The sequence below is a fragment of the Dehalococcoidia bacterium genome (genome assembly GCA_030018455.1).
In the GTDB taxonomy this organism is placed as follows: domain Bacteria; phylum Chloroflexota; class Dehalococcoidia; order DSTF01; family JALHUB01; genus JASEFU01.
Genome location: JASEFU010000003.1, coordinates 81303 through 101350 on the forward strand (window position 1 = coordinate 81303; position 20048 = coordinate 101350).

A 20048-nucleotide genomic window follows, 5' to 3' on the forward strand; every position below is an offset into this window, starting at 1 on the left:
AGGCTGTCCGCCCGTCGTACCGCCGAGAAAAAGGAGACGGCTGTGGAACTGCAGTTCCGACCCGTGACGCCCGAACGCTGGCGAGACTTCGAGACGTTGTTCGGGGAGTGCGGCGCCTACGGCGGCTGCTGGTGCATGTGGTGGCGAACGACGCGCCGCGAGTTCGCGCGGCAGCGAGGCGAAGGCAACCGCCGGGCGATGAAGCGAATCGTCGACTCAGGGACGGTGCCGGGGCTGCTTGCGTACGACGGCGAGACCCCCGTCGGGTGGGTATCGGTCGCCCCGCGCGAGGACTACCCCTCGCTGAACCGCTCGCCCCACTTCAAGCGCGTCGACGACAAGCCGGTGTGGTCGATCGTTTGCTTCTACGTCGACCCGGCCCATCGGGGGAAGGGCGTGCTGACGGGGCTCGCCGCCGCCGCGCGCGACTACGCGCTGAGCCGGGGGGCGCGCATCGTCGAGGCGTACCCGCGCGACCCGGGGCGCCGGATATCGAGCGACCTTGCGTATATGGGGCTGGCGCCCGTGTTCAAGGACGCGGGGTTCGTCGAGGTGCTGCGCCGCACTGCCGGTCGCCCCATCCTCCGCTACCAAGCCTGACGTCGTGTCCGCTCCGCCCTCGACAGGGCCCGCCTATATCTTCCGCGCGACCTCGTTGGCGGTCTGGATGGCGTGGTTGATGTTGCCGTTGTGATCGCAGTCCCCGATCTTGTAGACCTCCGGCACCTTCCCTTGCAGCTCTGAAAAGAGCGAGTCGTTCCTCTTTCGCCCCAAGGAGACGATCAGGGTGTCGTACGGGATGACCTTCTCGCCCTCCTCCTTAACCGACACCGTGATCGCGCCATCGGCGATGCTCTGCACTTCCGCCTGGTACAGCACCCTGGCGTTCTCGAGCCTGGCGTCCTGGGGAGTGGGCCGCACGAAATCGATGTCGGTCAGCTTCTTCAGGATGTACGCGCGCCTTGACGACTGCGGTAAGACGTAGCCCCCGCGGCCGGAGACAAGCGCCTCCTCGCTGCCGCTGCCCATAAGGACCACGTCCTTGCCTTCTTCAGCCAGAGAGACGGCCAGCTCCTGACCCAGGAAGCCCCATACCACGACCTTCTTCCCGATCTCCCTCTTCCTCCTCAAAGCCTCCACGTGGGTCATCACCCCCGGCTTTCCTCTGGCCACAGGCGGGACGGTCAGCGTCGACCCTGCGGCCAGGACGACCACGTCGGGCTGCAGCTCGTCGATAACCTCAGCGCAGGCCTCGCAACATACGCGGACGTCTACCCGCAGCTTGCGCATCTGCGTCGTCAGATAGTCGACGACGTTTCTGAACTCGGCCAGCAGCGGGTCGATGGCCAGCGCAGCGACGTTGCCGCCGAGCTCGGAGTCCTTCTCCATAAGCGTCACCTTATGGCCGCGCAGCGCCGCTATTCTCGCCGCTTCCATACCGGCCACGCCGCCGCCGACAACGAGCACCTTCTTCGGCTTCTCGGCGGGGACAAGCGGCAAGGGGTTGTTGCGCGGGAGATCGTAGTTGACGGCGCAGGGGCCGCACCCCTGCAGACAGCCGATGCAATGTCGGATGTCCTCAGGGTTTCCGGCGAGGTATTTCTTGACGGTGTCGGGGTCCGCGATCAGTTGCCGCCCGAGGTAGATGATGTCGGCCTTGCCTTCCTCAATGAAGCGGTTTGCCATATCGATATCGATGATCCGGCCGACCCCGATGACCGGCAGTTTCGTCACCTTCTTTACGGCGGCGGCGTTTTCGATGAACGCGCCCCGAGGATAGTACGGGGGAATGGTGATGCCTTGCGGCGAGCGCACGATGCAGCCCTGTGAGACATCGAGGCAGTCCGCCCCGGCATCTTCGAGGGCAGGAACCACGTACTTGCAGGCGTCCTCGACGGTCGTGCCCAGCTCCCCGAGAAGGTCGGTGGCGTTCATTCTGACATGTATCGGGAAGTCGTCGCCCACGGCCTTCCTCATCTTTCGTACCGTTTCTGTGGCGAAGGCCAGCCGGTTCTCCCAGCTCCCGCCGTACTTATCGGTCCGCCGGTTGTAGTAAGGCGAGATCGAGGAGCAATGCAAAGTCGCTCCCCCGTGGGCGCAGTGCAGCAGGACGCAGTCAACGCCCGCGGCCTTGGCCCTGGCGGCGGCGGCGGCAAAGCCGTCCTGGAGCAGCTCGGCCTCCTCCACCGTGAGCACCTTGATCGGCAAGGGCGCGCCGAACCCTCCCGCGGCCTGTCCCATAAGGGCGAAGACCGTCGGCTTCGCGCGCCTCTCGTCCGGGTACGGCGAAGGCGACCATCCGACTCCCGCGAGCGGCCCGCCCATCGCGATCTGCACGCCGAGCTTCGCGCCGTGCGCGTGGACCGCATCGGCAAGCTTCGCGAAACCCGGGATGCAGTCATCGGAGCCCAGCGAAAGCCGCGGGAAAAGGGCCATGGGAAACGGCCCGACGGCCCCCGTCATTACCAGCCCGACCTCGCCTCTTGCTATCGTCTCAAACCAGTCGACCGTCTGGTCGGTTACGCCGCTGGCCTCCTGCCCAGCGGGCTGATGAAGATACGGCGGGAAGGCTATCCTGTTCTTGAGCCTCATCCCTCTGATCTCAATCGGCTCGAAGATCTTCATCGCGCAACCTCCGTTCCAGGTGTCCGGTCTGTCTGCTCAGATAAGAGACGGCGGGAGAGATTGATCTGGATGTTAGCAGAGGGCCCAGCTATAAGTACACAAAAAAACGAATCCGTCCGCCGGTCCGAGGGTCTGCGCTCCGCCGCCGCGTTGCGGTCAAGCGCCGTTCGATCGATGATTCGGCGGAAGGCGTCGAGCAGCCGAAATGGAAGAAGGAGCGTACCATGAAGACGAGAGTTACGGAGCTTTTCGGCATTCAGTACCCCATTCTCTGTGGCGCGATGATGTGGCTGGCGAAGCCCCAACTTTGTGCCGCTGTCTCGAACGCGGGCGGCCTCGGCAACCTCACGGCGGGCAACTTCGCATCCGGCGATGAGCTCCGCGCGGCCATCCGCGAGACGCGAGAGCTCACCGACAAGCCCTTTTGCGTCAACCTTACGCTGCTGCCCTCGGTGCGGCTGGGGAAAGACCTGCACGAGGCCTACTTTCGCGTCTGCTGCGAAGAGGGCGTCAACTCCATCGACGTGTCGGGAGCGCCGCTCGACCGCTACTTCGGAACCGATGCGATACGGCGCGCGAAGGACAGCGGAGTGCGGCTGGTCCACAAGGTGGGCGCGGTAAAGCACGCCGTCCATGCCGAAGAGGCGGGCTACGATTGCGTGATCGCCGCCGGCTTCGAAGAGGGCGGCCACCCCCTGCACGAGGACGTGACGACGATGCTGCTTACGCCGCGCATCGTCGAGTCGGTGAGTATTCCGGTGGTGACGGCGGGAGGGATCGCCGACGGCAGGGGGATGGCGGCAGCGATGGCGCTGGGCGCCGACGGAGTGATGATGGCCTCCCGCTTCATCGCCACCGAGGAGTGTCTCGTGCATCCCGAGATCAAGGCGGAACTCGTGCGCCGCAAGGAGAACGACACGGTAATGATCTGCCGCTCGATCAATCTCCAGATGCGGGCGCTGCGGAACGCGCAGGTCGAGAAGGTGCTGGCGGCGGAATCGCGGGGCGCCGGCCCGCAGGAGATCGTCCCCCTCATCGCGGGGGAGCAGCAGGTCAAGGCGTGGGAGACGGGAGACGTCAGCTCAAGCCCGCTTCCCGTCGGTCAGTCGATAGGGCTCATCAGGGACGTGGTGAGCTGTCGCGAGCTAATCGAGCGGATGGTGGCAGAGGCGCGGGAGGCGCTGGCGAACGCGCAGAAACGCCTCGGGGAAGGATAACGTGGGCGCGGACTACGCGAAGCCAGAGGCGGGACCGCCTTTCATCTCGATCCCGCCTCGTCCTTTGAGTTTGATTGCGATCAGGGAGCCACGGTGACGTCCTCGCTCAGGGTCTCGGCGCGCCACTCAGGCTTGTAGTACGAGTACACCTGCGACGCCACGCCTTTCGCTTTCACCGGGTACAACGCCTTCGCCTGGAACGCGAACGCTATCTCGTCGCCCGGCTCCATGTCCTCGATGTAAAAAATGACCTTCCGTCCCGCCACGTCGTAGCGCTTTATCTTCGGCTCGGCCGTGACGGCGGAATCGATTGAATCGGCCAGCGCTTCGAAGCCGGTAGGAACCGCGATGTCGACCACCACCATCCCCGCTTTCATCGGCAGCGGCGGGTGAAACTCGACGCTCGCTCGAATGTCTATCACGTCGTTCGCCTGCACCTGCTCCGTCGCGTAGTCGACTTCGATCGTGAACGCGCCCTGCTCCGGCTCTTCGGCCGGGACGTTGAACCGCGTCACGAGTTGCAGTACGACTTCGCCCTTGCCCTCGGCCCGCACCTGCACCTGCGCATCGGGCGGCACCTCGATGACCTGGAGAACGTCGAAGTTCCCCGAGTTTACGGTCACCTCCTTCGACTCACCGCCCGCGTTGACGCTGACCCTGAGATCGACGTCCGACGCCGCTCCTATCGCCTGCTCGGTCAGCGCCTGCAAGGCAACGACCGTGTCCTGCGTCGACCCGAAGCCGCCGTACGCGTTCCTCCGGCTCACGAGCCAGCGGGCAGCCTGACCCGCGTTCAGGGCGTCGCCGCGCTTCGTGAGGGTGAGGGTGGCGTAGCCCGTGGCCTCTATCGCGGTGCTCTGCCCCGGCAGAGGGAACGGCTCGGGCATCGGCCGGACGCCGGGCCCGGGCGGCTCTTCCTCCTCCAGCAGCGGGACGATCTCGCTGCCCCAGTGGAGACCGTCCTCGTCCTCTTCCGCCATCTCCATCAGCTTCGCGTGAGCGGCGTCCCTGCTGCCGCTACCGGCCAGCTCAAGCGCGTAGGCGACGATCGCCATCGTGTACGCGTCGTCGATCCTTTCGAGCTCGCCCTCCAGATAGCGGACCGCCTTCGCCGAGCTGTCGGTCTCGCCCGCCTCAAGCAGGGCGATGGCGACGTAGGCGGTGAGCGCGGTCTTGCCTTCCACGCCGCCCAGCATCTCCTCGTGATGGACAAAGCCCACCTTCTCGAACGAGCCGTCCTCTTTCTGCTGTTGCGTGATCCAGTTCACGGCCTCGCTCAGCACGGCGTCGTCGATGAAGACGAGCCCCTTCGCCTGTGAGAACGTCTTCAGCACGAAGGCGGTGAGCCACAGGCTGCCCACCTCGTCGCTCTCACCGAACGCCGAGAAGCTGCCGTCGTCGCGCCTGTATGTGAGCTCGCGCTGGTAGCCCGTGATCATAAGTTTCTCCGCCTTCGCCATGATCTCCGGCTTGAGCTGGTTGGTCTCCTTCAGATAGCGGGCGATGAACACGTCGGGCGCCAGCAGCACCATGTTCTGCTCGCCGCAGCCGTAGGGCATCTGCAAGAGCTGGTCGAGCCCCTCGATTGTCTGCGTCAAATAGCTGGCGGTCAGCGTGAGGTAGGCGCGCGCCGACCCCTCGACGACGGCCGGGGGCAGCGACGGACCGAACGTGGTCGAGCCGCCGGCGGAGAGGACGGCGTTCTGCGCCGTCTCCCGCTCTATGCCCTCCGGCACAATGATTATCTCTTTGATGACGGCGTCGGCGGAATCAGCGCTGCGCGCCGTCACCTTGATCTGCTGCACCCCCAGCGAGCGCGGCCGGATGGTAAACTGCGCGCCGCCGACGTCGTTCGGCCCGACCGCCACCGTGTCGCTGAGCGCCCCCACGCTCTCGAACCAGGCGGCGGAATCCATCTCTACCGCAAACTCCTGAGGGCTGTCCTGGTAGTTGTAGAGCGCGATCTTCACCGGGAACTCCTCGCCGCGAACGGCCGAGTACGGAACGTCGACCTGGATGAAGAACGGCTGCATCACCACCAGCTCGCCCTCAGCAATGCCCAGACCCTTCTCCTTCGAGAGGGCGACTGCGCGCAGCACCCACGTCGTGATGCTGTCGGGCGCCTCTACGGGCAGCGAGCCCCTGCCGTCGGCGTCCGTGATTAGCTCTTCCCACAGCCACGTCTCGGGGAAGTACTGCCGCACGCGCCGCACCTCGGCGAGGGCGGCGCCGCTCTGCGATTGCCGGTCCCCTTCGTCCGGCGCCGCTGCTGCCGGCACCGCTACGCCTTTCATGTCGCCGCGCTCGGCGAGCAGGACGCCGCCTTCGGCCTCCCAGGGGCTCTCGTATTCCTTGCCCTCCGGCACCTTCTTGTTGCTGAGGACGGTCAGGCCCGCCTCTTCGAAGGTCTCCTTCGCGCCGCGGGTCACAATGCCCTCGTAGGGCGTCGCCTCGTGCAACTCCACCTGCGGCTCCATGTAAAGCCGCTCCAGTTCGTCGAACACCTGCTGCAGATTAAGACGGTTCTCCGCCAGGATGAAGACCGAGCGGTCGACGGCGACGAGCCCGACCTTCGCCGGGCCGTCCGTCTGCACCAGCACGTCGAGCGACTGGCCGGGCTCGGCCTGCTCCGCGTTGAACGCGGCCTCGACCGCGTGCGGATAGTCGCCGCTGACCTCGAACGGCAGGTAGTCGGCGGCGACCTCGCTGTTGGGCAGTATCTGGTAGACGAGCAGCCGGGCACCGGGCGCCATCAGCGGCGTCGTCCGGAATGAGATTTCGCTGGAGCTCGACGACGCGGTAAAGACGACGCGGCCGCGCGAAACGACTTCGTAGTAGAAGTTGGCGGCCTCGCGCGTGGAGTGCACCTTAAACTTCGCCTCGTCGCCCGCTTTTAGCTCGCCCTGCGTCACCTGTTCCAGGTGAATGAAGTTGCCCGACGGCGAGTAGGCGGCGTCGATGGCGACGTAAGAGTAGGCCTCGTCGCTGTACGCGTTCGCCATCAGCGAGACGGCCGCTTCCGGCGGCCTCACTTCCAGCAGCGCCAGCCCGTTCTCTGTCCGGACCCGCTCCTGCTCTTGCCCGACGGCCTCGAAGTCTTCGCCCAGGTAGTTGATCTCCACCGTCACCTCTCCGTCGACCGGCTTGTTGTCAGGGGTCTCGGTGACGACGAGGAACGTGAAGGGCAGCGACGGCTTGAAGGCGTTGCTTTCGGGGATGAGCTCCACCACGACCGGCGCTTCGGAGACCGTGAGGAGGCGCGTCGTCTTCTCCTCGTAGCCGGTTGACTTCTCCCTGACGGCGATTTCCAACGTCACGTTCCCCATTCCCCTCGCCCCAGGGACGCCGGCCACGTACTGCACGGCGGGAAGCTCGAACTGCGCCTCCCCATCGATCTCCTTTGAGAACCGCGCGAACTCCTCCCATTCGCCCACGTAGCGCTGAGCGACGATCTCCAACTCACCCCGCACCGGTCTTCCGTAGCTGTACTCGGCGGCTACCTTGCCCGTAATCGTCTCGTCGACCAGGAACCACTCTTTCGGCAGGTCAGCCTTGATCTCGTACTTGGGCAGCACGTACTCCTCGACCCGCACGTCGATCTGCGCGCTGTGGTCGCCCGCCTGCGCGCTGACTTTCCAGACGCCGAGGTTCGGCTCCTCCGATATGGGGATGTCGAGAGCGCCCATGCCGTACTCATCGGTGCGCAGGACCGCCTTGTAGACCTTGATCCCCTTGGAGTCCTGCACTTCGAGCGTGGCGTCCACCGGCGACGGCTTCAGCTCCGAGTCGAGCGATATCAGCCGCGCGTGCAGCGTCTGGCCGGGCTTGTAGATGGGCTTGTCCGTCTCGAGGAAGAGCATCGAGCCCTGCGCGACCTGCACCGTCGCCTTGTCGGCGAAGCCTTCGCCGCGAACCGTCAGCTCGTATTCGCCCTCGGGCAGGGCCGGCACCTCGAAGGCGATCGACCCTTTGCCGTCGATCTCGGCGCTCTCCTTGATCACCTCGCGGCCCCCTCGCAGGAGCGCCACCTCGACGTTGCCCGAGGTCAGCTTGTCGCCCGCGAACAGGCTCAGCGATACCGTCTCCTGCTCGCCGATGCGCAGCACGTTGGGCACGAGCGCAACGTAGCCGTTTATCGCCGAGGCCGTGTCGGAGCAGTTGCTCACGACGAGGACTGTCAGCAAAAGGCCCGCAATGAAGGATAGCCGTCTCATGGTCCACCTCCCGTCATTCATGTCTTAAGAGACGGCGACAGGGAGAAAAAGGTTCCGGCAGGGGATGCACGCGACGCGGGATTGCGCAAAAAGCGCTTTTCATCGCATATTGTCAGTGGTGCTTCTCAGACCGCCGGGAAAGGGGGTGACTCCGATGGCTGCCAGCCAGCGCAAGACCTGATTCTTGCAGACAGCGATGCACGGGCTGCATTGTCGAGTTGCCGCGCTGTTCCGGCGGCTGTTCGCAAGGGTCACCCTCGTCAAGCGAGGTCGGGAACCCCCGGGCTCCTGAAGTCGAAGGCCTGACTGCACGGGCAGTTGCCGCTGCGGTCGGCTCTTACGACGAAAGGAGCTTCTTTGTGATACCTCTTCTGCGAAATGCGGCGGATATATCCGCTCGTGCCTGCAAACGTCTTCTTCTCAGCGCCCTGTCGCTGCCCTTCCGCGCTACCGGCGAAGGCGCTTCGGATGCGGCTTCCAGCGGCGCCGCCGTCGGTGTTGCCGACAAAGAGACCCCGGGTGCTCGCCGCCCGGAAGTCCGGCGCGAGGGTCTTCTGCGGCGCTTTCTGCGTTCCCGCTGGCTAGTCATAGGCACAGGGCTTTTCATCGGTGTGCTGGCGCCGGTGCTGGCGAAGGCGGGCAATCCCGGAAACATGGGGATCTGCGTCGCCTGCTTCAACCGCGACATCGCGGGGGCGCTGGGACTGCACCGCGCGGCCGCCGTCCAGTACATACGCCCCGAGATAATCGGCATCGTGCTGGGGTCGGTGGCGTCCGCGGTCTTCTTCCGAGAGTTCAGGCCCCGCACCGGCTCGGCGCCTCTGGTGCGCTTCCTCCTCGGCGCGTTCGCCGTTATCGGCGCCCTCGTCTTCCTGGGGTGCCCCTGGCGCGCCTACCTGCGCCTCAGCGGCGGCGACTGGAACGCCGTTCTGGGGATCGGCGGACTGATTGCGGGGATAGCTGTGGGCGTGGTCTTCCTGAGGATGGGCTATACGCTGGGCCGAAGCAGAGCGGCCCCATTCTCCCTCGGCTGGATGATGCCGCTGCTGATGGTCGGGCTCCTCCTGCTGCTCCTCTTCGAACCGAAGCTGGGCAGAGACGCCGAAGGCAACGCTGTCGGCCCCATCTTTTTCAGCGAGTCCGGCCCTGGCTCTCAGTACGCCCCGCTGGCGGTCTCGCTCGTCGTGGGGCTTGCCATCGGCGCGCTGGCGCAGCGCAGCCGCTTTTGCACGATAGCGGGCGTGCGCGACTTCATACTGATGCGCGACACCCATCTGCTGAGCGGCATCCTGGCGCTGATTGCGGCGGCGTTCGTGACCAACGCCCTCCTCGGGCAGTTCCACGCCGGCTTCGACGGCCAGCCCGTCGCTCACACCGAACACCTGTGGAACTTCTCCGGCATGGCGCTGGCCGGCCTGGCCTTTACCCTCGCCGGCGGCTGTCCGGGAAGGCAACTTGTCCTTTCCGGTGAAGGAGACGGCGACGCCGCCGTCTTCGCGCTGGGCATGATTTTCGGCGCAGGTTTCGCCCACACGTTTTCGCTCGCCAGCTCGCCCGCGGGACACGGCGTCTACGGGCCGGCGGCGGTGGTCATCGGGCTGGTCTTCTGCGCCGCCGTCGGGCTCACAATGCGCGAGGCCCGGAGCTGAAAGGGGTAAGAGATGGCTGACATACACACCGTTGACGCCAGGGGGCTTTCGTGCCCGCATCCGGCAATGATGACCCGCGAAGCTATCCTCCGCCAGGACTCAGGGGTCATAGAGGTGCTGGTGGACACGGCGACCTCGCGCGACAACTGCGCCCGCATGGCGGAGAGCAACGGCTGGTCGGTGGAGACGGCGCCGAACAACGAAGGCGGGTTCCGCCTGGTGCTGAGAAAATGATCTACCTCGACAACGCCGCTACCTCCTGGCCCAAGCCGCCGGAGGTGGCGCGCGCCATGACCGATTTTCTGGAAAAAGCGGGGGGTAACCCCGGGCGCTCCGGACACGGCCTGTCTGTGCAGGCAGGCCGTGTCCTTTTCGAGACGCGCGAGCTGCTCGCCGCCTTGTTCAACGCTCCCGATCCGCTGCGCGTCATCTTCACCGCCAGCGCCACGCACGCGCTCAACATCGCCCTTCAGGGGCTGCTTCGTGAAGGCGACCACGTGGTCTGCAGCGGCATCGAGCACAACTCGGTGATGCGGCCGCTCCGCGAGCTGGAGCGACGGGGCGTGCGGCTCACCGTGGCGCCCTGTTCCAGCGATGGGACGCTGCAAGTGTCCGAACTGCGGAAGGCGGTGACACCGAGGACCCGCCTGGTCGCGCTTGCCCACGCGAGCAACGTCATCGGCACGATACAGCCGGTGGAGGAAGCAGCGGCCATCGCCCATGCGGCGGGAGCGCTCCTGCTCATCGACGCGGCCCAGACGGCGGGCGTCCTGCCGATAGACATCGCGGCGCAGGGCATCGACCTTCTCGCCTTCACGGGGCATAAGGGACTCCTGGGCCCACAGGGGACAGGCGGGCTCGTCATCGGAGAGCGCGTGGACGTGCGCGAGCTGCGCCCGCTTTTCTTCGGCGGGACGGGGAGCCGGTCGCAGCACCAGGAGCAGCCGGACGCCCTCCCCGACAAATACGAGAGCGGCACACCCAACGGCCCCGGCATCGCCGGACTGGGCGCGGGCGTGAGGTTCCTGCTCGCGCGCGGCATCGACTCCGTGCGGGAACACGAGCTCGCACTGATGCGGGCGCTGATCGACGGGTTGGGGGAGACGCCGAACGTCACGCTGTTCGGTCCCACCGACGTCCACCGGCGCGTCGCCATCGCGTCGGTGACCGTCGCCGGCCGCTCCGTCTCGGAGGTCGGGCAACGGCTGGAACAGGAGTCCGGCGTGCTCGCCCGCGTGGGGCTTCACTGCGCGCCCGCCGCGCACCGAACCATCGGCACCTTTCCCGAGGGCACGGTGCGACTGGCCCCCGGCGTGTTCACGACAATGCGAGACGTCGACGCGGCGGTGAAAGCGCTGCGAAGGATAGCGCAGGGCAGATGACGGCGGTCTTCCTCTTCCACACCAGCTCGGCGGTGTTCAGGGCCGAGAAAGCGCTCAAGGAGGCGCGCGTACCGGCGCGTCTCATCCCCACGCCGCGTCAGTTCTCCAGCGACTGCGGCATCGCCCTGAGCATTGACGCACAGTATGCGGAAGCAGCGCAAACCGTCCTCGACAAGGCGGGCGTCGAATATGCCGCCCTGCACCGGATGGCGCCCTGACGGCGCGCTACTCGAAGCGGACCTGAAAGCGGTCGCGGAAACGCGTGAGGACGTCGAGCACGGGCCTGCCCAGCGCAAGGATGAGGACCAGGTTCGCCAGGGCCCGCCAGGCGTCCCAACCGGCGGACGTCAGGATGTAGAACGACCAGTAGTGACGGACCGCCTCGTCGAAGCCCATGCCGGGACGCCACGATATGCTCTCGCCGCTCGCCATCATCGGCCAGAACCAGAGGTTCATCACGGCGCCGAACAGGAACCCCCAGGCCACGCCGAACGCCGCCAGCAACGCCAGCTCCGTACGCGGCCGACGGCACAGCCGCCCCTTCGCCGCGCCCAGCCAGCCCGCGGTCATCCCCATCCAGCCGGAGACGAACACCTGGAACGGCAGCCAGGGCCCAAACCCGCTGACGGCAAAGGCCGAGACGAAGAGCGCGCCCGCCCCGAGGAGAAAGCCGAAACGGGGTCCGAAGACATACCCTCCCAGAATGATCGCAAAGAAGAACGCCGTGGCCCCTGCCGGCAGCGTGGGGACGCGGAGCGCCGCCGCAATCACCACCAGCGCCGCCATCACCGAGGCCGTCTTCGCGTTCATCCCCTGACCCGCGATCTCGAGGACGAACAGCAGCAGGCTGAGCCCCAGCACGAGGCCGAAGATGAGCGGCGCGTCCTGGGAGTGGGCGGCCGTGCCGGAGCTGGTTGCCGCGCTCAAGAAGAAGGGATAAAAGAACGCGAACAGCCCGACGAGGCTGATCACCACCAGCGTCGCCGTCGAAGAGAGGCCGGCAAGCAGGGAGCGGGCGGGAAGACCTCCGCGTAGCGACGGCAGCGCGACTTCGCTAGCCACGTGATCTCCTCCACAGGACGAGCGACACAGTACCCAGAGCCGCGGCCACGGCCCCGAACCCGAGCAGCTCGAGCGGAAAATCGAGGCCGTTGTCTCCACCCTGTTCCGTCGACGGCGTATTCGTCGCGACGGGGGTCTTCGTCGCGGCCTCAGGGGTCTTCGTCGCGGCCTTAGCCGGCGCCCTTTCCGTCTGGGCCGGCGTCGAAGTCGCAGTCGGCAGCTCCGTAGCCCCGGCCGCCGTCGCAGCGAGGGTGGGAGCGACGGTCTGGGAAGCCAGCGCCGGCTCCGTCGGCGGCGGCGCCAGCGTGGGCGGCGGCTCCGTCGGCGGCGGACATATCTCCTCGAACGCGCGCAGTTCGGGCTGGGCGCCGCCGCCCGGCTTGCCGGAGCCCCACGCCCAGCCATCGACGTCCCCGTCACGCACCTTGCGCAACGACGCCCCCACGTTCGAATACTTCCACGCGCCCGCGTCCAGCGTGTAATACGCCCAATAGCGGCAATCGGCGCCGCGGCAGTGGCAAAAACAATCATTGGGGTTATCGCAGCCCACGTCCTCAATTTTGCATACCGCAGCCCCGCCGGCGCCCCCTGTGGTCACAAGCGAAAGCCCTGAGCGGCGCAACAACTCCGCCCCTGTTATCTCCGCCTCCGCGAACTCGACGCATACGGTTGTGGTCCGCCCGCCGCCGAAGCTGACCACGATCCCGGCCCGCTTCGGGGCCTCGCCCGCAGCGTCGCCGCCGGGCAGCGCCGCCAGGGCAACCGCCAGCGCGAAGAGCGCCAAGAGACGCATGCCCCTAAAGCTACTGCGCAACCTTCTCCCCCTCCCTCGATTGCAGCACGTCCTCCACCGTCAGATAACCGCCGCCGAAGAGCTTGTTCACCTGCGTGCTGAACGTGATCGATTCCGTGAGCACGTCGCGCGCCGGGCCCTCCGCCACGATCTCGCCGTCCGCCAGCAGGACGATGCGGTCGGCGCACGAGGCGACGAGTTCGACATCGTGGCTGGCGAGCACGACTGTCGCGCCTTCGCGGCAGCGGCGCCTCAGGTTGTCGACGAGGATCTGTTTCGTCTCATAGTCCATGCCGCGCGTGGGCTCGTCGAGCAGGAGGACAGATGGGCGGCCCGCGAGCATGGAAGCCAGCGCCGCCCTCTGGCGCTCGCCGGCGCTAAGGTCGCGGGGATGCAAGCCCCGCAGCGACTCCAGCCGCCACTCGCTGAGCGCCTCGTCGACGCTGCCCGCGCGGCCCGTTCCCTTGAGTGTGTCCTCTATCTCCGCCTCGACTGTCGAATGAAAGAGGACGGAGGCAGGCTCCTGCGGCACCAGCGCCAGTCGCAGCGCCAGACGCTCGGCGCCGCACCCGGCGGCGTCCTCGTCGAGTATGCGGACACTTCCCGACTTCACCGGCAGCAGCCCGGCGCACGCCCTCAGCAGGCTGGTCTTGCCGGCGCCGTTCCGTCCCATCAGGGCAAGTATCTGCCCGGGATAGGCGGCGAGCGAGACGTTTGTGACGGCGGGACGCGGCCCGTACGCTATGCTCACCTTTTCGATGAGCACGGCAGGCTTGTGGTCTCGCGCGGGCGTCGAGCCGTCGCGACCCGAGCGCGGCGCCGGCATCCGCTCCACAAAACGCCTCCCCTCTCGTATCGACAGCGGTAGCGGCTCCCAGCCGAGCGTCCGCCCCAGGCGTGCGACGGGAGGAGAAAGCGGGAGCATCCTCATCGCCTCCCGCGCCGTGAGATCGACGACGGAGCCGGAGCCGTCGAGGTACAGGACGCGCTCCGCGTACTGCACCACCCGCTCCAGCCGGTGCTCGGCGATGACGATCGTCAGCCCCAGGTCGGTGTTGAGCCGCTGCACCGCCGTCAGCACCTCCTCTGCCGCCTGCGGGTCGAGCTGCGACGTCGGCTCGTCGAGGAGCAGCGCCTTCGGCTGCATGGTCAGCACCGCGCCGATGACGACGCGCTGCAGCTCGCCGCCGGAGAGCGTGTCCAGCCGCCGCTTCTTCAGATGAGCGATGCCCAGGATATCCAGCACCTCTTCCACGCGCTTCCGCATCGTCAGGCGCGGCACGCCCAGGTTCTCCATCCCGAATGCGATCTCGTCCTCCACCGTGTCGGCGACAAACTGCGCCTCGGGGTCCTGGAACACCATGCCCGCCTTCTGCGCCAGGTCGCGCGGCTGGCAGGTCAACGTGTCCAGGCCCTCGACGATGACGCGACCACCGAAGCTGCCGCCGTGGAAATGGGGCACGAGACCGTTCAGACAGCGCAGGAACGTGGACTTGCCGCTGCCCGATGCTCCCACCAGCAGCACTACCTCGCCCGCGCCGATTGTGAGGCTGACGTCGCGCAGCACGGGCGCCGATGCGTTCGGGTAGGAAAACGTTAGGCCGCTAACCTCGATCACTTTCTTCGTCCTTGGTCGACAGCATGAGCAGGGCCGGAGCGGGCAACAACAAGAACGCCGCTACCGCGAGGGGGTGGAACGCCGGGAAAGACGCTTCCGGGAAAGGCGAGTAGCCGACACCGGCCGCGTCGAGGACACGCAGCGCCAGCAGCATAAGCGGCGCCAGCAACGCGCTTCCCGCAATAGCAAAGTCCGCGCCGTCCCACATCTCCTTCACGTAAAAGCTGCTCTCGTCGCCGCCGCCCCAGAACGCGACCGCCACAAGCGCCGTCCCGCCGAGCAGCAGCAGGGCGGCGACGGCCGGCGCGGAGTAGTAAAAGTACACGAACGAGCCGGCCCCCAGGAGCGCGGCGCCCGCCACCGACGCCGCCGCCTTCGCCAGACGCCGCGCCGATGATGATACGGGCACCCGGCCGAAACCGCGCGCGTCGAGCGACTCCGCCCGCTGGACCGACCGCTCGAGCGACGCGCCCAGCACCGGTACCGCTAGCGCGGCGACGCTGCGCAGACCCGTCGCCTTCCTTCCCCGCAGCCGCTGCGCCTCCACCGCCGACTTCGACTGCCGGACGAGCTGCGGGAGCAGCATCACCGCAACCGTCAGCACGATGCCGAGTTGTCGCAGGCCGGGGGGCAGCAGGCGCAGCAGCCGGTAATGATCGACGGCGAGGTTGAAGGCGGCGGCAAACAAGAGGAGCGCGACCACTCGCAGGGCGCGCTCGAGGGCGTAAAGGAGCGATTCCAGCGTTACGGCGCCCCCCAGCGTCACGCCGCCGAACCAGTCGGGAAACGTAAGGCTGGGCAGTTCGAAGAGGAGCGTAGGCCCGCGGCCCCCGGTCAGCAGATTGAACGGGATGCTGAGCAGCGCGAAGAAGAGAACCAGCTTCACCGCCAGGTCGTAGAACGACTGTTGCGACCGCCACGGCAGCGAGGTGCAAACCATCAGCGCCCCCAGGCACGCCGTCGCCAAGTACAGCGGGTTGGAGGTCAGGAAGACGGCGACGGAGGCGGCCAGCAGCCAGACGAGCCAGACGTCGGCGCGCCCGACCCGTCCGCGCGCGCCCTCTCGTTCCGTCCGCTCACGGACCGGCTGTCCCCGCCAGGAACGGTCGCGTATCCCGATCAACCGTCATCCCTTTCCCATGCGGCGCGCGACCAGCGAAGCGGTGATGCCCACGCCGGCCGCCAGCAGGAGCGCCGCCGCAAAAACAGGCGCGAGATCATGCCCGGTCTCGCCGCCGCCGCCCGAGCGCGGCATCGTAACGGCCTGCGAGGCCGGCGTGGGAGCGAGAGACGAGCCGCCAGGGGGAGCAATGACCGGCTGAGGCGAAGGCGTCTCGGTCGCCGTCATCACCGGGGTAGGCGTCTTCGTCGGCTTCGGGGTAGCGGTCTCCTCCTGGGGCGTCGCCGTAGGAAGCGAATACGTGCGCAGGAGAAGCGCCGGTACCGCCTGGTACGTGGCATAGGCGCTGTCCACGCCGCCATAGGTGAATGCGCCCGTCACCGGGTTCTGGAACGCCAGCAGCGCCTCCATGGGAGTGTTGCCCTGCTTCTCCCAGGGGCCTCCGGCGTCGATGTTCTCGCCGGCGGCGACCAGCGCCTGGATTACGAACGCCGTCGAGTTGGCGTCGGAATCGCTTGGTATCAGGTAGGGGAAGCCGCCGTCGTTGTTCTGGGCGGCCGCCAAGTAGTCCAGCGCGTCCTCGATTGCGCTGTCCGAGGGAGAGACGTCGGCGGCCACCAGCGCCTGGATAGCCAGCGACGTGGTGTTGGTGTCGCAGCCCCAACCGTCGCCGTACTCCCAGCAGCCCTCGGCCATCTGCTTCGATTTCAGGTGATTGACGGAGCCGGCGGCGGGCGACAGACCGAGCTTCGAGCGGGCGAGCATGTAAAGGCAATGGTCGAAGACGCCATCACCGTAGCTGCCGGCGTCGAAATACGACTCCATCTTCTCGACGAAGTCGACGCCGGCGAAATCGCGCGGGTCCTCTCCCAGCGCAATCAGGCCCAGGACCAGCTTGGCGGCGGCCCCGGCGACACCGCTGTAGGACGCCGCCTGCCCTTCGATGTAGTCGACGGGCGAGTTCCCGCCGCTTGTAACTGTGCGGGCGTCGATCCCGGCGGCCGCAAAGGCGAAGACGGCATCGAGCGTCGCCCCCGGGGACGAGCCGGCGCCGAAATCAGGGAAGCCGCCGTCGGCGTTCTGCAGCCCGCGGATGTAGTCCAGCGCCTCTTCGGCCGCGTCCTGTTCCGGTGTTGCGGCGATAACGAACGAGTAGCCCGCCGCCATCACGGCGGCAACGGCCAGTAGAAAGCATGCAGCTTTGCGAAGCATGAGGAGTCCTTTCTCAGAGTCTGACGCGGGAATGAGAGCTTACGTGAAGAGACCCCCGGCGCTGCGAGGGTCTTGATCAGGTGGCACGTACCATGTTTCCGCCCCCCTTTCGAGCGAAGGTCCTGGGAACGAACAGGGGCGGGTATCCTGGCTCGTCGGTCACAGCCGACTTACAGTTGCGCGACAGCGCCGGACTCTCACCGGCTTCCCCCTTGGCGACCCTCGCATCCGGGCTTCGGGTCACCCCTGCCGGCCTATAGTGTTGTTGGCTAGATTGTAGCAGCGAGCAGAAAAAGCCGTCAATACCAGCGGGTGGAAGCGTCAACGGTGGCTCGCATCGACACTGGTGATCGGGCAGAGACGCCCGCTCCTTTGGAGCGAGAAGAGCGATACTTTTCGCATCCGCTTATCCGTTTCCCCGTCCGTTGACAGGCCCACCGGCTGCCGCGTCAGCGGACGTTCCGTGCTTGACCCAGCCATTGTCCGCTGGCATCCTAGCATCGAGTCCGGATAAAGACGGTTTCGAACTACCCGACCACCAGGAGGCACACAGATGATCGTCTCCAGCTACTGGCCCAGCCAGCAACCGTACCCCGAATACCCGCTGCCCGAACTGCTCAGACGGACCGTCCAGACCTTCGCCGACAAGCCCGCGCTCATAAGCGCCGAGGGCGACATGCGGACCTACGGCAGGGTCTGGAGCGACGCCCGAAAGGTCGCCCGCCTGCTGCAGGACAAGGGCGTCGAAAAGGGCGATAAGGTTGCCATCTTCTCCCCCAACCACGTCGACTACGCCGCCGTCTTCTACGGCTCGCTCCTCGCAGGGGCCACCGTCACCACGCTCAATCCGCTCTACACCGCCCACGAGGCGCAGACCCAGCTCGCCGACGCCGAAGCGGTCGCCATCTTCGTGTACAGCCCCATGGCCGCCGCCGTCCAGGAAGCGAAAAAGGGTCTGCCCCTCTTGCGCGAGGTCTTCCCCATCGACCAGCTCGCCGACGTCCTCGGCGGCGTCTCCGAGGACTACCGCCCAGTGCAGATCAACCCGCGCGAGGACGTCGCCGCCCTCCCCTACTCGAGCGGCACGACGGGGATGCCCAAGGGCGTGATGCTCACCCACTACAACATCACCAGCAACGTCGCGCAGGGGCTCGTCACCCGCTTCGTCTCCTCCGACATGGTGGGGCTATGGACACTCCCCCTCTTCCACATCTACGGCATGACCGTGCTCATGAGCAGCGGCGTCGCCCGGGGAGGCACGGGCATCGTGATGATGCGCTTCGACGCCGAGCAGATGCTGTACCTTATCGAGAAGCACCGCATCACCGACATCTACCTGGCGCCGCCCGCCATCCTGGCGATGGTCAACGTTCCCAACGCGACGTCGCGCTTCGACACCTCGTCGCTCCAGGTCATCGGCTCCGGCGCCGCGCCGCTGCCGCTCGAGATCGGCGAACGCGCCAAGTCGATGTTCAAGTGCGTCGTCTCGCAGGGCTACGGCATGACGGAGACCAGCCCGACCACGAACACCAACCCGCTCGACCGCGTCAAGCTGGAGACGGTGGGGCCGCCGTTCCCCGACACGTTCGAGAAGATCGTCAGCCTCGACACGGGCGAGGAGCTGCCGCCGACCGAGGTGGGCGAGCTTCTGGTGAAGGGCCCGCAGGTGATGAAGGGCTACTGGAAGAACCCGAAGGAAACGGCGGAGTGTCTCACCGAGGACGGCTGGCTGCGCACGGGCGACATCGGCCGCTTCGATGAGGAGAACTACCTCTGCCTCATCGAGCGCAAGAAGGAGATGATCAAGTACAAGGGCTACCAGGTGGCGCCGGCGGAGATCGAGGCGCTGATGCACCAGCACCCGGCCGTCCTCGACGTTGCCGTCATCCCCAAGCCCGACGCCGCCGGCGGCGAGATACCGAAGGCGTGCGTCGTGCTGCGCCCCGGCGTCGAGTGCGCGCCCGAACAGCTCATGGCGTTCGTCGCCGAGCGCGTCGCGCCTTATAAGAAGATCCGCGAGGTCGAGTTCTTCCGGGAGATACCGAAGACGGCGTCGGGCAAGATACTGCGACGCGACCTCATCCAGCGCGAGCGCGAGAAGGCGCAGCCGCAATAGCGGGCCCTACGATTGAGAGAAGCGAGGGGGAGGCAGGAGCCTCCCCCTCAACGCTTGTTTGCGGTAACTAGCGCGTCCTGCGCGACCAGGCGACGCCGCCGCCCAGTAGCAGCAGTCCGCCAACCGTCGCGATGCCCGCGATAGCCCAGAAGACCATCGTGCCGGCGGAAGGCCCGGTGCCCGTCGGCGGCGCGACCACCGTCGGCAGCGGCGGTGGCGGCGGAACAGTGGGAACGACCGGCGGTGGAGGCGGCGGGACGGTGGGGACAGAAGTCGCCGTCGGCGGCGTTGTGGGCATGGCCGTCGGCGCGGGGCCGACGTCCGTTCTCTCCGTATCGCAGACCTCGACCTCTCTCTCCGCGATGACACATGCCGTGTTCGTTATCTCGTCGTCCTCTTCGACGTCCGACTCAAGCTGAACGACCATTTGCACCTCGACGCGGTCGCCGGGCTCGATGACGTCGTCGGTGGTCCACCGCACAACGCCGGACGCGTCGCAGTCGTCCTCATCGAAGTCGATATCCACTCCTGAGGGCTCGCGCGTCACGGCCAAGCTCACGCAATCGGTGTCCGTCGGTATGGTGTCGCTTATCACCATGTCGAAGCAGTCGTCATTGCCCGTGTTTCTGACTGTGATCGTGTAGGTTATGCGGCCTCCCTCGGGAACCGTGGTAGGGCTGTCGCTCTTGCTGATCGTGAGGATGCAGCCGGTGTTGGGGGTGGCCGTAGCCGTGGGCGTAGCGGTGTCAGTCGGCGTGGCCGTCGGTTCTTGTCCGTTCTGTGAATAAGCGGTCGGCGCCGTCGTGCTCGACAGCGCCAGCCAGAGGAAAAGCATGCCGACGACGATAGCCGTCAACGACAGCAACCAAACGATTGGGGTTTTCCGAAGCATTCAAGCCTCCCTTCTCTTAAGAGACAAAACCTCCCAGGGTTCCCACCCATCTCCTTGGCTTTGTCAAAATCGCAGCTTTCTCATTATCCTCTGCGAGTCAAGCCCCTGTCAACGAGTAGCGCTCGCCGTTACCGGCCCCATAGCTGGC

General features: G+C 66.6%; 15 protein-coding genes and 1 riboswitch. Of the genes, 7 read left to right on the forward strand and 8 right to left on the reverse strand.

Annotated features, from left to right (window positions below; genetic code table 11):
* Nucleotides 1-42: 42 nt before the first annotated feature.
* On the forward strand, nt 43-600 hold the full coding sequence (locus QME71_05645) for a GNAT family N-acetyltransferase (GenBank protein MDI6857780.1): 558 nt from the start codon (nt 43-45) through the stop codon (nt 598-600).
* 33 nt (nt 601-633) lie between these two features.
* Here the strand turns inward: QME71_05645 and QME71_05650 are convergent, their stop codons facing one another.
* Nucleotides 634-2625: an FAD-dependent oxidoreductase gene (locus tag QME71_05650; GenBank protein ID MDI6857781.1), complete on the reverse strand. Its 1992-nt coding sequence runs from the start codon at nt 2623-2625 to the stop codon at nt 634-636.
* A gap of 224 nt (nt 2626-2849) precedes the next feature.
* Between QME71_05650 and QME71_05655 the strand changes: the two genes are divergently transcribed.
* Nucleotides 2850-3842, forward strand: coding sequence for a nitronate monooxygenase (locus tag QME71_05655; protein MDI6857782.1), 993 nt, complete (start codon nt 2850-2852; stop codon nt 3840-3842).
* Nucleotides 3843-3922: 80 nt separating this feature from the next.
* On the opposite strand, the gene QME71_05660 is transcribed toward QME71_05655, so the two are convergent.
* Nucleotides 3923-8056 (reverse strand): alpha-2-macroglobulin family protein, encoded by a 4134-nt coding sequence (locus QME71_05660; GenBank protein MDI6857783.1) that lies wholly within the window; start codon nt 8054-8056, stop codon nt 3923-3925.
* Between the two features lie 359 nt (nt 8057-8415).
* Between QME71_05660 and yedE the strand changes: the two genes are divergently transcribed.
* The 4 genes from yedE to QME71_05680 are packed head-to-tail and all read left to right on the forward strand — an operon-like array spanning nt 8416 to nt 11305.
* A complete protein-coding gene (gene yedE, locus QME71_05665; GenBank protein ID MDI6857784.1) occupies nt 8416-9705 on the forward strand; it encodes a YedE family putative selenium transporter in 1290 nt (429 codons plus the stop codon).
* A 12-nt stretch (nt 9706-9717) separates the two neighbouring features.
* Nucleotides 9718-9939, forward strand: a complete 222-nt coding sequence (locus QME71_05670; protein ID MDI6857785.1) for a sulfurtransferase TusA family protein — start codon at nt 9718-9720, stop codon at nt 9937-9939.
* A complete protein-coding gene (locus QME71_05675; GenBank protein MDI6857786.1) occupies nt 9936-11087 on the forward strand; it encodes an aminotransferase class V-fold PLP-dependent enzyme in 1152 nt (383 codons plus the stop codon). Before QME71_05670 ends, QME71_05675 begins: the two co-directional genes overlap by 4 nt.
* On the forward strand, nt 11084-11305 hold the full coding sequence (locus QME71_05680; GenBank protein ID MDI6857787.1) for a DUF3343 domain-containing protein: 222 nt from the start codon (nt 11084-11086) through the stop codon (nt 11303-11305). The genes QME71_05675 and QME71_05680 overlap by 4 nt, the downstream gene beginning before the upstream one ends.
* A gap of 7 nt (nt 11306-11312) precedes the next feature.
* Here QME71_05680 and QME71_05685 read toward each other — a convergent pair whose 3' ends face one another.
* Genes QME71_05685 through QME71_05705 form a run of 5 tightly spaced genes read right to left on the reverse strand, consistent with a single transcriptional unit; the run spans nt 11313 to nt 16892 of the window.
* Nucleotides 11313-12149 carry an ECF transporter S component gene (locus QME71_05685; GenBank protein MDI6857788.1) on the reverse strand — a complete coding sequence of 279 codons (837 nt, stop codon included), beginning with the start codon at nt 12147-12149 and terminating at the stop codon, nt 11313-11315.
* Entirely contained in the window at nt 12142-12942 is an 801-nt protein-coding gene (locus tag QME71_05690) for a hypothetical protein (protein MDI6857789.1), read from the reverse strand. The genes QME71_05685 and QME71_05690 overlap by 8 nt, the downstream gene beginning before the upstream one ends.
* Nucleotides 12943-12952: 10 nt before the next feature.
* Nucleotides 12953-14560, reverse strand: a complete 1608-nt coding sequence (locus QME71_05695; GenBank protein ID MDI6857790.1) for an ATP-binding cassette domain-containing protein — start codon at nt 14558-14560, stop codon at nt 12953-12955.
* Nucleotides 14547-15683: an energy-coupling factor transporter transmembrane component T gene (locus QME71_05700; GenBank protein MDI6857791.1), complete on the reverse strand. Its 1137-nt coding sequence runs from the start codon at nt 15681-15683 to the stop codon at nt 14547-14549. Before QME71_05700 ends, QME71_05695 begins: the two co-directional genes overlap by 14 nt.
* A 3-nt stretch (nt 15684-15686) precedes the next feature.
* Nucleotides 15687-16892, reverse strand: coding sequence for a prenyltransferase/squalene oxidase repeat-containing protein (locus QME71_05705; protein MDI6857792.1), 1206 nt, complete (start codon nt 16890-16892; stop codon nt 15687-15689).
* 119 nt (nt 16893-17011) lie between these two features.
* A riboswitch (cobalamin riboswitch) is annotated at nt 17012-17155 on the reverse strand.
* A 290-nt stretch (nt 17156-17445) separates the two neighbouring features.
* Here QME71_05705 and QME71_05710 point away from each other — a divergent pair.
* Nucleotides 17446-19008 carry an AMP-binding protein gene (locus tag QME71_05710; GenBank protein MDI6857793.1) on the forward strand — a complete coding sequence of 521 codons (1563 nt, stop codon included), beginning with the start codon at nt 17446-17448 and terminating at the stop codon, nt 19006-19008.
* Nucleotides 19009-19075: 67 nt separating this feature from the next.
* On the opposite strand, the gene QME71_05715 is transcribed toward QME71_05710, so the two are convergent.
* Nucleotides 19076-19900, reverse strand: coding sequence for a hypothetical protein (locus tag QME71_05715; protein MDI6857794.1), 825 nt, complete (start codon nt 19898-19900; stop codon nt 19076-19078).
* Between the last annotated feature and the right edge of the window lie 148 nt (nt 19901-20048).